The organism is Bacillus cereus group sp. BfR-BA-01355, assembly GCF_022663675.1.
GTDB lineage: Bacteria > Bacillota > Bacilli > Bacillales > Bacillaceae_G > Bacillus_A > Bacillus_A thuringiensis_S.
Genome location: NZ_JAKUFY010000128.1, coordinates 1 through 15,072 on the forward strand (window position 1 = coordinate 1; position 15,072 = coordinate 15,072).

Genomic DNA, 15,072 nt, shown 5'->3' on the forward strand with positions numbered 1-15,072 from the left:
AATCACCAAAGGTTCCAAAAGAAACTAAATAACCTGAGTCCATATAAATATAGAACTCAGGTTGCTTAGTTGTGTTTTTTGAATACTGTCTACTTGACAGGGGTCACTTCAGTTGAAGTGTCTTTTTTATACGTATGATTTTTAATAAGATGTTATATTTCTAATCTAACAACTATAATACAGAAGAATCATTAACAGCTCACAGCTAGATTGTATCATAGGGCAACTTCATCATTTTATGCAATTTTACATATTGTGCTATAAAGTAAACTGTATCCCCTGATCATTCACATCATTATCCCATACATCAGCTGTACTAATTCCGCTAAACGTTTGTACTTTCATTCCTGTATTTGATGATCCCGATCCATTGTAAGCTTTCGTCTTTTCAATCGGCTGTACGTTATATTTATCACCTACATTAATTGTTCCATTGCAGTTTTCAATAATAACACCTTCCACAACTGCTGGCATTTTGTCACCCACTTTCATTTCTTTACTTTTATTTTATGAAAATCGCCTAGAAAAATAGCATGTTTTAATAAGAAAAAGCACTCAAATTGAGTGCTTTTTCCTTAAGCATAAAGACAAGTTTGGAGACAGTTGACTTCTTCAAAATTTTATTAGGGGTAATATTTTGAAAAAGAAAGCCTTTCATATGTAGGTTAACACCACTGGAATATATAGTAAATTGATAATATTTATACGGAAGATTGCTAATGTTTAGTATAGATAGTTTACACTATGCTAACAGTGAAAACTATCTATACTAATAAAAAAAAGGTGCCTTCAAAGAAGCCACCTTTCAAAAACAGACACTATAAAACAGAATTATTTATTGTTATACGATTGTTAGATACAAAAAGTAGAGGGAAATGTTTGTATTAAATTCTGCTTTATAAAGTCTGTCTACAACTTATATTGTAATCCTCTTCATTTGAAAAAAAATATAATATGCACAATTACATACAAAAAGAAAAAGCACTCTACTGAGTGCCTCTTCAACCATTTTACTTTTAATATATCGCTTTGAATATATTGTAACATATGTATCCATATATTTTATTGAGAAAATTCAAAATCCTTTTTCTTTCATTTTTACTTATATAATCATGTAATATAAAAGGTATGTCAAATTCTTATACAAGTTGAGGTGTACTATATTTATGCTGTATTTTGGAATTATTCCTCTTATATTGTTTATTATTTTTCTTATCTCGTATTTAAAAGATCCGCGGAAAATAATAAACGGCTTTTTATTTAATGCCTTTATCTGTTCATTTCTATTGTTTTGCGCTATAGCCTCATTTGAGTCTGGTAATAACGATTTACATTTTATCGTTATCATCCCCATGTTAGCACTACTTGTAATGATTCCTTTTGCTATAGTCGCTTTAATGTTCGGACTCTTTCTTAATGCAAAAATTTTAATGCAACGTGAAGGAAGACACTTCACAAACTCTTTAACTTTAATTGCTGCTTTAGGGATTTTATTCTTTATAATGCTCCCTATCATAAATCCAGCAAATTTATTCTCAGAGCATTTTCAATTTATCTTTGCTGCTATCTCTCTTATAACTATGTATTTCTTTGTGCATTTATCTAACTTCTTAAGCGCATATTTTTTATATCAATTCAACAGACCAAGACGTAATCAAGATTTCATCATCGTTCTCGGTAGCGGCTTAATTAATGATAAAGTACCACCTTTACTTGCAAGTCGTATTAATAAAGCTATCGACTTTTATTGGAAACAAGCAGCTGTGAATACACCACCAACAATTATTTTCTCTGGTGGTCAAGGTCCAGATGAAGGCCTTCCAGAAGCGGAAGCGATGCAAAATTATGCTGTTGAAAAAGGAATTCCTCTTGAACATACAGTGCAAGAAAATCGCTCTGTAAACACATATCAAAATATGTTGTTCTCTAAAGAAATTATGGATTCTTTAAAAACAGAAGGTAAGTATAGAAGTATTTTTACAACGAATAATTTCCATCTTTTCCGCGCTGGTATATATGCAAGACAAGCTGGCCTTAATAGCCAAGGAATCGGATCAAAAACTGCATTTTATTACTGGCCTAACGCAATGATTCGTGAATATGTCGCAATTGTTGTTATGGGACGTAAGCGCCATATGAAAATATGTGGAACTATTTTAGGCTTCGCTTTATTCCTAACAGTAATTAGTTTTATTGTTTCTTAATAGCTATCAAATAAAAATTCCTCTGAATGCTTTATGCACAGGGGACTTTTTTATACCTTTTTGTTCATCAAATTTAAATAAATAACGTAACAGCATACAACACATTAATTATTCCAGAAATCACTCCAACAATAGCAAATGTTTTACTCGTACCCGTCACTTTTTTGTTTAAACCCAATATAGAAAATACGATAGCTACACTACCAATAAGCCCCCATAAGTTTATAAACCAAGATATTAATCCAGTGATGAAACCGACTAAAGAAAAAATTTCTATACTACTATTAGAACTGCTATTCGAAAAACTTCCCCCTACCGTTTTATAGCTAAGACTCTCCCCGCACTGCCCGCAAAACTTGTTGCCCTCGTTCGTTTCATTTCCACATTTCGTACAGTATCCCACATAACCCCCTCCCTAAGGTTAGTGCCCCAAATGTATATATCCATACTATTCATTCTACTTTTTCATATTAAAATTATGACCACTCTCTAATCTTCTACAGTTGTATTTAAAATAATAATATGGTCATAATATTCCCTGCATACATCCATTAAAGGAGAATTTTTTCAAATTAAATGTTAAAATAAAATTTAGGTGTGAATTATGTAACAAACAAGAAACTAGTTTGAAACGAGGAAATTATATGGAGAAAATTATCAAAAACAAGCCCAATAAGCTAAAAATTGCTTCGAAAGCTTTGATGATTATTATTGGGGCATTTATCACAGCGTACGGATTAGAAGCAGTATTAATTCCAAATAACGTATCAGACGGTGGTGTGACTGGTTTAAGTATCGTTAGTTCAAGATTATTTGGATTGCCATTAGGAGCTCTAATCGCAGTTATTAACATTCCTTTCGTTTGGTTAGGATATAAGCAAATCGGTAAAAGCTTTGCAATTTATTCTATTATTGGAATCGCTTCATTAGCAATAGGTACCGTTGTCATGCACGGAATACCAGCTATTATCGAAGGCGATACATTATTAGTTACAGTTGTTGGTGGTATTATTATCGGTTTTGGTATGGGACTAGCATTACGTAACGGTGGGGCATTAGATGGAATCGATATGCTAGCTGTATTGCTTTCTCGTAAGTTACCATTTGGAACGAGTGACCTTATTTTATTCTTAAACATGTTCGTATTTATTTTCGTATCAACGGTATTCGGCCTTCAAGGAGCTATCCTTTCGGCAATTGCTTACTTTATCGCTTCGAAAGTGATTCATATCGTTGAAGTTGGTTTAAGTGGTTCAAAAGCATTTAAAATTATCACAAAAGAGCCTGAATTAATGGTAGAAACAATTCGCGATCGTTTAGGCCGAAGTGCAACATATAACGAAGTATACGGTGGTTATTCAAGAGAGAAATTCAAAGAAATTTCTTGTGTAATTAACCGTTTAGAAGAAAGTAAAATGAAAGAACTTATTAATGAAATCGATCCACACGCCTTTATTACAGTTTATGACGTAGCAGAAGTAAAAGGCGGTAATTTCAAGAAACGTGATATTCATTAATCATTATGAAAAAGAGGGTGGGCCAACAATTTGGCACACCCTCTTCTTATTATTAAATTGCTATAGTTGTAAGTTTTTTCCAGTACGTAGATATATTTTTACTCGCCCCACCGACTCCCACGTTTAATCCACGCTACATACTTTTGAAAAGCCGTCACTTCATGTTGAAAACGCAGCGGGATATACAAAAATAAAGTGCATGTACACAGTATCCATAGAATACCTACTACAAAATGAAATTTCATTGTCGTGCTAATAAACAAGCTGAGGAATAATACAAGGAACATAATTACACTAAATCTTTTATACGTAGTCATACTATCCCCTCCTTATACTTCAATTGTACCAGTTATAAGGAATTAATTCCCATAACAAAAAAAGACCAAAAAGTAATTTACACTTTTCGGTCTCTACACTATCTTCTCTTCGTAATCTTTCCTGAACCACCGACCCTCGTTTTCGGGGGAGATGTATTCCTTGGCGGAGTTTTAATAGATGATTTCGGCTTCACATCTGATCCGCTTGAACCGCCTGGTGTTTTTGTAATTTTACCCTTGCTTCCAGTAGAGGGTGGGGGCGTCGTATTACTTCCTTTTTCAGTAATACTTCCCTTATCACCTACTGATGGTTTCGAATCTACATTATCGCCTCGCTTAATAATAGACCCTTTCCCTTCCTTCGTAATTGGAGGTGGGGTTTTCTTTTCTTCTTTCGTAGGTGGTCTCTCTGGAATGACTGGTTTATGATTTTGTCTGTCGTTATATCCTCGATAATCACCGTATGATGATTTTCGTGAACCAAATATATCGTTTAATATGCTACCCATAATATATCCTTGCAAGAAGGACGGTTGATAATTTTGACGGACAAATTCTTTATTACTTATTTCAATTAACGTATCCGATGGTTTCTCTTTATCCTTTTGCAAGTTATAAATCTTGTCAGAATAAACGAGGAACATTTGATTTTCGTCTTCTTTAGATGCTTGCTTCGGTTCTCTTTCGTTAATGAGTTCCTTCGCTACTTCAGGAACTGACCGATTGGCGGCCCTATACACGTAAGATTCTTGTTTACCTTCCTTTGCGACAGACTCAAGTGGATAACGGTCTTGAATCGACTTTGTCTGCCCGCCTTGACAACCTGATAAGGCATAACCAGCAACAACAAGTAATATAACGATAGCAAGTATAGGGATCACAAACGATTTAATCATGGTAAACAATCGGTTTGACATGATTACGCCCCCTTACGTTGCTCTTATAATTTGTACATCAGCAGGAATGATTGCTTCTCCCTCATACATCATTGTGCGACCATTTTGCCATTCAATACGCAATAATTTTCGATTATCTGATTGGAATTCCCATACGTACTGTTCCTCTGAAGCTGAGAATGGTGTTTTCCCCATCACAACAACACGTCCGTTATATTGTTCTTCCATATGGTACTCAGTATCATCCATTTCAATTGTCGTCGGAATTTCATCAATTGAATCTAAGCGACCATCAATTGGAGTATATAATTTGTAATACGTATTTTCACGATCTTCAATTTTTAAATAACGAATATCTTTTCCATCTTGCAGTGTTAAAACAATTTCTTTACGAGAATGCATACTCGTTTTCCCAGTCAATTCGTACATAACTAATGAAACTTCAATCATATCGCCAGGAGCTAACGTTAAAAGACTCTTTTCCGGCTTCGGTGGCTCTGGGCTTTTCATTATATTTTTAATTCGTTTAAATAAACTCATGATCTACCCCTCCTTTTCTCTTTATAAACAAGCACCTAAAATTAGTGCACCAACAATATGTAATGATCCAGCTAACATCGCATGTGCAACGCTACCTTCTTTCGTACCTTCTTCTAAATCTAAGCCAGACATTTTCTTTAACACAAATTCGATAAACATTTCTACAACTAATAAAATAACGAAAGAAACTGCTGAAGCAAGAAGCGCCTGCCATAAGTCATTTGCTTTCGTGATTGATTGAGATAAAATGTACCCTTGTGCAAATAATTTCATAATAAAACGAGTTGTTACAGCTGTATTTCCATTTTTGATTTCTTTTAAATCATTGTATTTTGTAAAAATTGAATCAACCCACATAATTGCAAATAAAAGTACTGCACTCGCTCCAGTCCATACAAGCATGGCAACTACATTCATCCATGTCATTGCAAAACCTCCTCAAAAATATAATAGAAAACCGACATGAATTTGTTTAGACATGTCGGTTCATTTGTCTTTATTCTATATTATTTCTCATACTGCTTCATAATACGAGCCAATTCATCGTCAACAGCAGAATTTTTGTTTAAGCTTGCGAATTCATCATCTAATGACTTTTCTTTCTTATAAACTTCACCGCTTGCTTCCGCTTCAGCCTCTAATTGAAGAGCTTTCTCTTCCATACGGCTTAAACCAGCTTTTGCTGAATTTGAATCAAATCCAGACATTGCCTGATTAATATTTTTCTGTGCTTTCGCTGCATTTACACGTGCTACAAGTGTTTCACGTTTATTTTTCAGCTCTGTTAATTGCTTGCGCATTTCTTCTAGCTTAAGGCGCAGGTTATCAGCAGCAGCTTTATTTTGCTCGTAGCTTGCTTTATATTCATTCATTTTTTGCTCTGCATTTTGTTTTTCTTCTAATGCACGGCGCGCAAGATCTAAGTTATTAGCTTGAACAGCCATATGAGCTTGCTCTTCACGTTTTTTCACAAGTGCTTCTTGCTCTTCAAATAATATTTTGAATTTCTTCTCAAGTGCGATTTGAGCTGCTACACTTTTCTCAGCTTCTTGTACATCGGCTTGCATATCGCGTAAATATTGATCAGTCATCTTAACTGGATCTTCCGCTTTTTCAATTAATGAATACACATTTGACATTGTTAAATCTCTTAATCGTTTAAATACAGACATCTAAATTCCTCCTATGATAAACCTCATATTTCAAATTCACTACTTGGAAAACTGAAAAATCTCCCTTTACAGTAAAGAATATTCATTTTACAGCCTATTTGTTTATTATAACAAAACTAATATGTCCTTACATGTTATTTCCAAAATACATCCATTATAATATGACATTCTATATACAATATTGTATTTATAATATATTCTCATTATCCCTCTTTGAAATTAACTTACTTTTGTGCGATTTCACTAAATTACATAAGTGTAATGTTACTGTAAGCTAACTCGATAGTTGCATTCTGATATTTCTTATACACTAATACCAGAAGCAACAAACAAGCTTCTTCACATGTAAGCAATAATACAAAAATTGTATTTACTATAAAACATATAAAAGGAGAAATCATCATGAAAAAATTAGTAGGAATCGGATTAGCAGCAGCAATTTCATTTGGTGCATTATCAGGTTGTTCTTTATTAGGAGAGAAAGCGAACGGTTTTGTACTGTACGGCTCAGAAGAACAAGTTCAGCAAATTACAGATAAAAACAAAAAAGAAGTGAAAGAAAAAGACTTCTATAAAATGAAAATGACAACATTAGATGGTAAAAAAGTTCTTGTAATGGATAAGAAAACTGGTGAAGAACTAGTGAAAAAAGAGTTACTTAGCAAAGTTGATGAAAAAGACAACACGAAACCACTTGATAAATTACCAGCTGTAACAACAGAACAAGGTTTATTATTTGCAAAAGAAAAAGTAGAAAATGCTACACTTGATGGGGCAAAATTAAAATATGAAGGCAACACAATTATCGGAAGTGGCCGTGCATATACAGATATGTATGCGATTGTCGATGACGCAACTTACAACAGTGTAAAAGGTGATGAAAAATCTGTAGGTGTATTAAAATTTGATAAAGACCCAAGTAAAGAGTTCCCTGGTTACAAAGGCGTCGAAGCTTCTCAACTTGTAAAAATTAAAAAGTAAAACAAAAAAGCTTTGCAATTCGCAAAGCTTTTTTCTATTTATTATGAGCAATTTGTTCCATATCCGGATTACAAGTTTTCGACTGACATGACTTATTTAAAGAACATGCTGCGCATTTTCCTTTTTTACTTCTCTTTACAAAATTAACTAACGTGTATGCTGCATAACCAAAAATGATAGCTCCAATTATAATATTGACCATCATTATACATCTCCTTTTAGAATCCTAGTAAAGATCCAACTTGGTATATAATAAGCGTTAATACATAAGCAACAACGAGTGGATAAACGACTGAGAAAATCGTCCATTTCGCTGATCCTGTTTCACGTTTAATAACAGCCACCGTCGCTAAACATGGAACATATAATAAAATAAAGAACATAAATGCATAAGCTGATAATGCTGTATAATGTGCTCCCATTACGTTTCCAAGCACATCTTCTTTAACTGCATAAATAATTGCCATTGTAGAAACGACAACTTCTTTTGCTAAAAATCCTGTTAAAAGGGATGCTGCAGCTTGCCACGTTCCGAAGCCGAGCGGTGCAAATAACGGTGCGATAAACCCACCAATCATCGCTAAGTAACTGTCTCCCATATCAACACCAAATCCTGATGGACCTGCATAGTTTAATAACCAAATGACAACAGAACCACCAAAGATGAATGTACCTGCTTTACGAACAAATCCTTTCCCTTTCTCCCACGTGCTTAGCCATAACGTTTTCGCTTGTGGCACGCGGTAAGGAGGTAGTTCAATTACGAAAATAGACTTTTCCGCTTTTAAAATTGTAAGAGACATAATTTTTGTAACTAGTAATGCAAGAACAATACCTGCAACATATAAAGAAAATACAACAGTTGCCTGACTATGAGGGAAGAATACGCCCGCAAATAATGCGTATACAGGCAAACGTGCCGAACAAGACATAAATGGTGTTACAAGAACTGTAAGTAAACGTTCTTTTTCTTGTTCAATCGTTCTCGCTGCCATAATACCTGGAACGTTACATCCAAAACCGATAATCATCGGAATAAACGCTTTTCCGTTTAAACCGAAGAACTCCATAATTCGATCCATAACAACTGCAATTCGCGCCATATATCCTGAGTCTTCTAATAATGAAATGAAAAAGAATAGTGCAAAGATTTGTGGTACGAATACTAATACAGCACCAACACCGGCAATAATACCTTCTGTAACGAGCGCTTGAATAAAATGAGAAGCTCCAATACTTGTAAGTCCAACCGTCACCCAATCCGTAAGCTGGCCACCAAAAAACTCATCTAACATATCCGATAAAGGTGTCCCAATCCACGTAAACGTAACCTGAAAAATAAAAAACATAACTGCTAAAAAGATTGGAAGTCCTAAAATTTTATGCGTAATTAGTCTATCAATTTTTTCCGAAAAAGGAATTTCCCCTTCTTTCTCATGCTTCATAACATTTGTTTTTAACTTTTCAATATACGCTTCACGAGTTTTGTAAATGTGCTCTTCCAACGTACAATCAAGTTTTCCCTCTAGGCGAGATCGAATGGCTACAAGTTCCTTATAAATTGGTAATGCTTTTATTTCTTTTTCTACTACTTCGTTATTGCTTAAAAATTGAAGTGCTAACCATCTCGGATGCTCGTAATTCGCTTTCTCTAAAAGAGAAATTACCTCTTCAATTCCTTCATCCATTTGTACACCATATGAAATAATGAATGGTTTTTTCTCGTTTTTGTCATTTTCTTTAAGGGTCGCAAGTAGTTCTTCACAACCTTTTCCACTTCTTGCAACGACAGGAACGACTGTTACGCCTAATAATTCGGATAAACGTTTTACATCGATCACAATTCCTCTTTGCTTCGCCACATCAACCATATTTAGACCAATTGAAACTGGCTTGCCAAGTTCGAGCAACTGCAACGTTAAATGCATATTTCGTTCAAACTGCGAAGAATCCACAATATTTAACATATGCTGAAATTCTTCTGTTAATAGAAAGTTTGTTACAACACCTTCATCACGTGAAACTGGATTTAAATCATAAACACCTGGTAAATCAATTAATGTTCCTTGTCTATCTTTTAATTTACCAACCTTTTTTTCTACTGTTACACCGCTCCAGTTTCCTACGTATTCATAAGAACCAGTAAGTGCATTAAATAATGATGTCTTTCCTGTATTTGGATTCCCTAGCAAAGCAACCTTATTCACGCTAATTCCACCTTTATCATTTTCGCGTCACAATGACGAATACTAATTAACTGTCCACGACACTCCAATGTACAAGGACCTTTGAACATCGCCTTTTGCTTCATACGAAGTTCGCTTCCTTCAGAAAGACCGAAAGCAGCCAATCTTCTCTTTAGTAAATAATCTAAAGACTGAACACTTTTCACTAGCACTTTCTCACCGATTTTAATATCTACTAAGCTCATAACCTTCCCCCTCCGAAGAGAATGATAATTATTTTCAGAAGAATTATAGCACACTCTATTTCTCTTGTACTATACCCTTTTGCTTCATATTTATTAACATTTCGCTACAATTCTATTTCAATAATTGTCATAACAGATTCGTTTGCCATTCTCATCCATTTCGCTTACAATAAACAATAAACAATAACAAATAAAGAATCTCGTTATCACTGGGGGAGCCATGCCGCTGAGAGGGAACACTTCGTTCCGACCCTTCGAACCTGTTAGTTAATGCTAACGCAGGGATTGTGCAAACGTCCGAAATACATACCTCTTTTCATTTACGTATTTCGTATCCTCCTATGATATCTATTCTTTTTTGTACAACTTGGATTTAGGGGGAGACAACATGCGTAACACCAATTTACAAGCGATGATTGAATCTGCTATTCTTGCAGCCTTCGCCATGGTCATCGACATTTTACCACTTTCAATAAAAATATCAGCTACAGGCGGTTCTATATCTTTTGCAATGATTCCTATTTTTATTATCGCTTATCGCTGGGGTTTCAAAATGGCTTTCTTAGGAGGCTTAATTTGGGGATTATTACAAATTGTCGTAGGCGATGCCATTATCGTAACACCAATTCAAGTATTAATTGAATACTTCATTGCTTTCGCATTCATTGGGTTTGCTGGTTTATTCTATCGTCCAATTCAAAAGGCGCTTTTAACATCCAATGAAAATAACGAAGAACAATCAAACTTAGGTAGCCGTAAAGACAAACCTTCATCAAAACCAAACCAAGGGAAGAAAGTAATTGGATATATTATCGTCGCTACTTTTATCGGTAGTCTAGCTCGTTACTTCTGTCACTTTATCGCTGGTATCATTTTCTGGGGACAATATGCACCAAAAGGACAATCAGCAGCTCTATATTCTTTAATATTTAACGGTAGTACAATGATTGGTTCCTATATTCTATGTACCGTTTTACTTATATTTTTATTTATCACTTCACCACGTTTATTCAAAAGCATCAGTGCTTATCAAATGAATACACAAAAAAAGGGCGCTTAATGAGCGCTCTTTTTTCATATCGTAATATCAATTAAAAATACAATAAATGCACAAAAGAAAATAAATACCATTATACTTAGCCAATTGCTATGCACGGTTCATCGACTCCTTACATAACCTCGTTTTCTAACCAGATTATATCGTTTAAAAATAAAGATTAGGTAAAGATAGTATGAAAATAAATTAAAAAAAGCGTAGCATGCATTATCTACGCTTTTTTCGGTAAGTAAAAGTAAAATAATACACCGTCTCCTGTATTCTTTACTCCATATTCAGCATCGTGTAATTCTAAAATATTTTTAGAAATAGCAAGCCCAAGTCCCGTCCCACCTTGTGAACGCTGCCGAGCTGCATCCACGCGATAAAAGCGATCCCAAATTTTATCTAATTGTTCTTCTTCAATGTGAGTACCTTTATTTTCAATGCACACTTTTATACGATCTTTATCATCTATTGTCGAAATAATAATATCCTCTTTATTTGGTGTATAACGTATTGCATTCGTAATGAAGTTCACAATGACTTGTTCAATTCGGCCTTGATTTGCAATCACTTCAAATGAACGTATATTTTTATGAACATGAAGTTCTTTTTTCTCTATTTCCACAGATAGATGTTCACATATATCTTCAATTACTGTATCAATATAAAACGAAGACTTTTTCATTTTATATGTACCAGATTCAAATTTAGCTAACTCAAGCATATCCAAAATTAAAGTATCCATTTTGTCTACTTCTCTCTCCATCGCCTGAAAATAATACTCTTTTTTATGCTCAGCTACCCCGTCTTTTAAAATGGAAATACAACTTTTCATAATACTCAGCGGTGTTTTCAATTCATGCGAAACACCAGAAATGAATTCTTTCCGTGTATTTTCTAACTTTCTTTCCTTTTCAATATCTTGTTCAAGCTGTCCGATATGAGAATTTAATTTGTTAGAAAGTATATTAATATTTTTCGATAAATCACCAATTTCATCTTTTGAAGTAATCGGTATTTTTTCTGTAAAATCTAAATGCGCTATTTTCTTCGTCGTATCATTTATTTTTAATAACGGTTTGGCAATTTGCTTTGAATAATAAAACGAAGCTAAAAAAATAAGAACGACTACAAATGCAATGATGTATATGTAATAATCTTGCACCATTTGTACAGCTTCATCTACAGGCTGTAAAGAAGCCATTGCATATATATATGCTACTGATCCGTCTTTTTCTTTTATTGGCTTAATTAATAATTTATATTTTATATCATTCTTTTCATAATCTATTGTTTGTGTTGTATATCGTATTTTATTGCTTTCTTTTAATAATAAATCGGTTTGAAAACCCTTAATATTATCTAAAAATATGCTATTTTTATAAATTGGATTCACAGGACCGTTTACATCTGGTAACTGTACTTTTGTAACACGTCCTCCTATGTAAACGCCTAATTCCTGAGCAGCTTCTTCCTGTACGGCTGGTTTCTTTTCCTTAGCAAGTTGCTCCCCAGCCGCTCTCTTTTTCTCCTCATCTAATTTTATTTTCTCCTGAAATGCTTTTTCTAACGGTTTATTAGATCCACTTAAATTCTGCTTAGATAAAGAAAAAGAGAATGGAATAAAACTATCTTCTTTTCTCACTCCAGAAAAATAAATCTCTTGTCCTAAAAACTGCTCTAATGATTTATTATCAATCTCCTCTATATTGACGAGATTGTATAAGGGTATCTTGAATAGTTGTTGTCCAAAGCTCTTTTGTTGCCTACGATCTATCGTTACCTCAAAATAAAAATCATCCACATGTTTTAAATTCCCATTCTGATCTAGTGTCGTAATCCACGTATTATTTTCCCTAAAAAAGTCTTGCTCAAGTTTCTGAATTCCTTCTGCATTTCCTGTGTAGTTTAGATAATTCTTCTCAAAGGAATTTAAATTCACTTTAATATCTTCCACTTTTCGATTCGCATAATATTGTTTAAAAAATATCGTTTGTCCAATAAATATCGTCGCTAAAATCAACATACATAATGCTGTTGTAAGAGTAAATAATTTTAGTACAATTCCTTTCTTCATACATTTCCCTCAAATTTATAACCTGTTCGTACTACAGTTGTAATGTACTTTGCCTTCTCTCCTAATTTATTTCTTAAATTACGAATATGACTATTAACCGTTCGATCATCACCAGCAAATTCATATCCCCAAATTCTTGAAATTAATTGTTCCCTTGTTAGTACAATTCCTTGGTTTTTCATGAAATACACTAATATTTCAAACTCCGTATGCGTTAAACTAACATCTGCCTCATCAACAGTAACAGTACGTGACGGAAAATGAACTTGGATGCCATGAATCGATAACGTATCATCTTCATTCTCTAAAGGTTTCTTCGATGCCTTTCTACTTTCTAATAATCGTTTCGCTCTTGCTAATAGAATGGGTGGACTATACGGCTTCGTCACATAGTCATCTGCCCCAAGTTCAAAACCAAGTAACGTATCATCTTCATCTACGCGCGCCGTCAGCATAATAATAGGCACCTCGGACGTCTTCCTAATTCTTCGGCAAACAGACCATCCATCGAGTTCTGGCAACATAATATCTAAAATAACTAAATCAACTTCTTCTTCTTCAAATACAACTAAAGCCTCTTTCCCGTCCCTCGCTTCAAACACTACATATTGTTCACTTAAAAAATAATCTTTTAATATTTCACGTAATATATCTTCATCTTCAACAATTAAAATGTTTTTTGACATAACTTATATATCCCCCTCCTGCTTTCAGAAACTATAATTTCATTTTGAATAACTGCCAGTTAACTTCGCCTCGATAATATATCTATCTGGTGCATCCCCTATATAATCAAATGGATAACAAGTTGTCAGTGTTAATATCGGTTCTTCTTTTTTTATAATAACAGTACGATCATCCGCATGAGTAATCCATGTCTTTTGAATTTCATATGTGTACGTTTTATTATCATACTCTAAAACAAGGGTATCCTTTTCTTTCAACTCTCCTAAATCTGTAAATACAGTATCTCGATGTCCACTCAGTACAGTATGTCCCCCTCCAGATGGAGTTGTCGTTAAATCACTAACAAACATACCAACTCCTTTTTTCAGAGTCGTATCATCCGCTCCCCAATATATAGAAAACTTCTTCTTTATTTTCGGTATGTTTAACATCGCTACCTTTTCTCCTTCTTTATGTTCTGTTTGAGAAGAAGGCACTTGAGTGGTTACAGGTGTTTCATGAGAAAGTTGAGTATCTTGTATATTTTTAAGGCTCTTTATTTCTTCTGCTGTTAATTGCCCGGCAGAGCTCTTTCCTTTATACCATTCCACAGCGTAATAGGATCCCATGAATAGCCCTATAGCCATCAATATGATACCGATATAATTGAGTAACTTCATGTTTCATCCCTCCATGCCAAAAATGGTAGGAGTAACCTACCATTTTTAATATATGAAATTATCCCATTCTTTATAGGACAATATTTTATTTACACTTTAAACTTACTGCGACGATTCAAACCAAATAATGTACCTAGTGCTACAAGGGCTGCACTTAATCCCATCATTACCACGTTATTTGATGCCGTGTTTGGCAATTTTTCACCTTGTACAACTGGCTTGGCTACTTCTTTTTTAGCTACTTCATTCTTTTGCCCAGCTTCTATAGCTGCTTCTTTTTTGGCCATATCGTTTTTTAACTGTTCTTGCGCTATTCTCTTTTTCTCTTCTTCACTTTTTTTCTCAGCTTTTATTGCTTCCTCTTCTTTAGCCATATCATTTTTTTCTTGTACTTGTGCCGCTTCCTTTTTCTCTATTTCACTTTTTTGCTGTTCCTTAATTGCTTCTTCTTTTTTAGCTTTATCTTGCTGCATTTGCGCTGCTTCTTCCTTTGTCAATGTTCCTGTTGAAGCACTCGCTACTGAAGAATATCCTACTGTTAAAAGTGCC

18 protein-coding genes and 1 riboswitch are annotated in these 15,072 nt (G+C 34.2%); of the genes, 4 read left to right on the plus strand and 14 right to left on the minus strand.

Translation table 11 applies throughout. The annotated features are described in order from the left end of the window. Positions 1–258 precede the first annotated feature (258 nt). Positions 259–492, minus strand: coding sequence for a spore germination protein (locus MR167_RS27210; RefSeq protein ID WP_002005871.1), 234 nt, complete (start codon positions 490–492; stop codon positions 259–261). A 677-nt stretch (positions 493–1,169) separates the two neighbouring features. Between MR167_RS27210 and MR167_RS27215 the strand changes: the two genes are divergently transcribed. Then, a complete protein-coding gene (locus MR167_RS27215) occupies positions 1,170–2,204 on the plus strand; it encodes a YdcF family protein (RefSeq protein WP_242315951.1) in 1,035 nt (344 codons plus the stop codon). A gap of 73 nt (positions 2,205–2,277) precedes the next feature. Here the strand turns inward: MR167_RS27215 and MR167_RS27220 are convergent, their stop codons facing one another. Beyond that, positions 2,278–2,607, minus strand: a complete 330-nt coding sequence (locus tag MR167_RS27220; RefSeq protein ID WP_016077177.1) for a zinc ribbon domain-containing protein — start codon at positions 2,605–2,607, stop codon at positions 2,278–2,280. Between the two features lie 241 nt (positions 2,608–2,848). Between MR167_RS27220 and MR167_RS27225 the strand changes: the two genes are divergently transcribed. Next, a complete protein-coding gene (locus MR167_RS27225; RefSeq protein WP_000411240.1) occupies positions 2,849–3,721 on the plus strand; it encodes a YitT family protein in 873 nt (290 codons plus the stop codon). A 98-nt stretch (positions 3,722–3,819) separates the two neighbouring features. On the opposite strand, the gene MR167_RS27230 is transcribed toward MR167_RS27225, so the two are convergent. The 5 genes from MR167_RS27230 to MR167_RS27250 form a co-directional block, all read right to left on the minus strand. Then, positions 3,820–4,038 (minus strand): hypothetical protein, encoded by a 219-nt coding sequence (locus tag MR167_RS27230; protein ID WP_000214757.1) that lies wholly within the window; start codon positions 4,036–4,038, stop codon positions 3,820–3,822. Positions 4,039–4,136: 98 nt separating this feature from the next. After that, positions 4,137–4,955, minus strand: a complete 819-nt coding sequence (locus tag MR167_RS27235; RefSeq protein WP_000071190.1) for a DUF4247 domain-containing protein — start codon at positions 4,953–4,955, stop codon at positions 4,137–4,139. Between the two features lie 12 nt (positions 4,956–4,967). Next, positions 4,968–5,474 carry a DUF4178 domain-containing protein gene (locus MR167_RS27240; protein ID WP_000051750.1) on the minus strand — a complete coding sequence of 169 codons (507 nt, stop codon included), beginning with the start codon at positions 5,472–5,474 and terminating at the stop codon, positions 4,968–4,970. Between the two features lie 21 nt (positions 5,475–5,495). Further along, entirely contained in the window at positions 5,496–5,900 is a 405-nt protein-coding gene (locus tag MR167_RS27245; protein WP_000220087.1) for a DUF350 domain-containing protein, read from the minus strand. 80 nt (positions 5,901–5,980) lie between these two features. Next, positions 5,981–6,646 carry a PspA/IM30 family protein gene (locus MR167_RS27250; protein WP_000110281.1) on the minus strand — a complete coding sequence of 222 codons (666 nt, stop codon included), beginning with the start codon at positions 6,644–6,646 and terminating at the stop codon, positions 5,981–5,983. Between the two features lie 402 nt (positions 6,647–7,048). On the opposite strand from MR167_RS27250, the gene MR167_RS27255 reads away from it, so the two are divergent. Continuing rightward, complete coding sequence (locus tag MR167_RS27255; protein ID WP_000737467.1) at positions 7,049–7,627, plus strand: lipoprotein BA_5634 family protein; 579 nt, start codon at positions 7,049–7,051, stop codon at positions 7,625–7,627. A 34-nt stretch (positions 7,628–7,661) separates the two neighbouring features. On the opposite strand, the gene MR167_RS27260 is transcribed toward MR167_RS27255, so the two are convergent. The 3 genes from MR167_RS27260 to MR167_RS27270 are packed head-to-tail and all read right to left on the minus strand — an operon-like array spanning position 7,662 to position 10,058. Further along, positions 7,662–7,832, minus strand: coding sequence for a FeoB-associated Cys-rich membrane protein (locus MR167_RS27260; protein WP_000989591.1), 171 nt, complete (start codon positions 7,830–7,832; stop codon positions 7,662–7,664). A 13-nt stretch (positions 7,833–7,845) separates the two neighbouring features. Next, on the minus strand, positions 7,846–9,834 hold the full coding sequence (feoB, locus tag MR167_RS27265; RefSeq protein ID WP_106082379.1) for a ferrous iron transport protein B: 1,989 nt from the start codon (positions 9,832–9,834) through the stop codon (positions 7,846–7,848). Next, on the minus strand, positions 9,831–10,058 hold the full coding sequence (locus MR167_RS27270) for a FeoA family protein (protein ID WP_000060521.1): 228 nt from the start codon (positions 10,056–10,058) through the stop codon (positions 9,831–9,833). Before MR167_RS27270 ends, feoB begins: the two co-directional genes overlap by 4 nt. 201 nt (positions 10,059–10,259) lie before the next feature. Further along, a riboswitch (TPP riboswitch) is annotated at positions 10,260–10,361 on the plus strand. An 85-nt stretch (positions 10,362–10,446) separates the two neighbouring features. On the opposite strand from MR167_RS27270, the gene thiT reads away from it, so the two are divergent. Beyond that, the gene (gene thiT / locus MR167_RS27275; protein ID WP_106082378.1) at positions 10,447–11,118 is read left to right on the plus strand and encodes an energy-coupled thiamine transporter ThiT; all 672 of its coding nucleotides are present in this window, start codon (positions 10,447–10,449) and stop codon (positions 11,116–11,118) included. Between the two features lie 208 nt (positions 11,119–11,326). Here the strand turns inward: thiT and MR167_RS27280 are convergent, their stop codons facing one another. The 4 genes from MR167_RS27280 to MR167_RS27295 all read right to left on the minus strand — a co-directional run. Continuing rightward, positions 11,327–13,177, minus strand: coding sequence for a sensor histidine kinase (locus tag MR167_RS27280; RefSeq protein ID WP_000715418.1), 1,851 nt, complete (start codon positions 13,175–13,177; stop codon positions 11,327–11,329). After that, positions 13,174–13,863 carry a response regulator transcription factor gene (locus MR167_RS27285; RefSeq protein WP_000041850.1) on the minus strand — a complete coding sequence of 230 codons (690 nt, stop codon included), beginning with the start codon at positions 13,861–13,863 and terminating at the stop codon, positions 13,174–13,176. The genes MR167_RS27280 and MR167_RS27285 overlap by 4 nt, the downstream gene beginning before the upstream one ends. A gap of 39 nt (positions 13,864–13,902) precedes the next feature. Beyond that, a complete protein-coding gene (locus tag MR167_RS27290) occupies positions 13,903–14,523 on the minus strand; it encodes a class D sortase (RefSeq protein ID WP_000771574.1) in 621 nt (206 codons plus the stop codon). 89 nt (positions 14,524–14,612) lie between these two features. Then, a partial coding sequence (locus MR167_RS27295) for an LPXTG cell wall anchor domain-containing protein (RefSeq protein WP_242315949.1) occupies positions 14,613–15,072 on the minus strand: 460 nt, incomplete at its 5' end.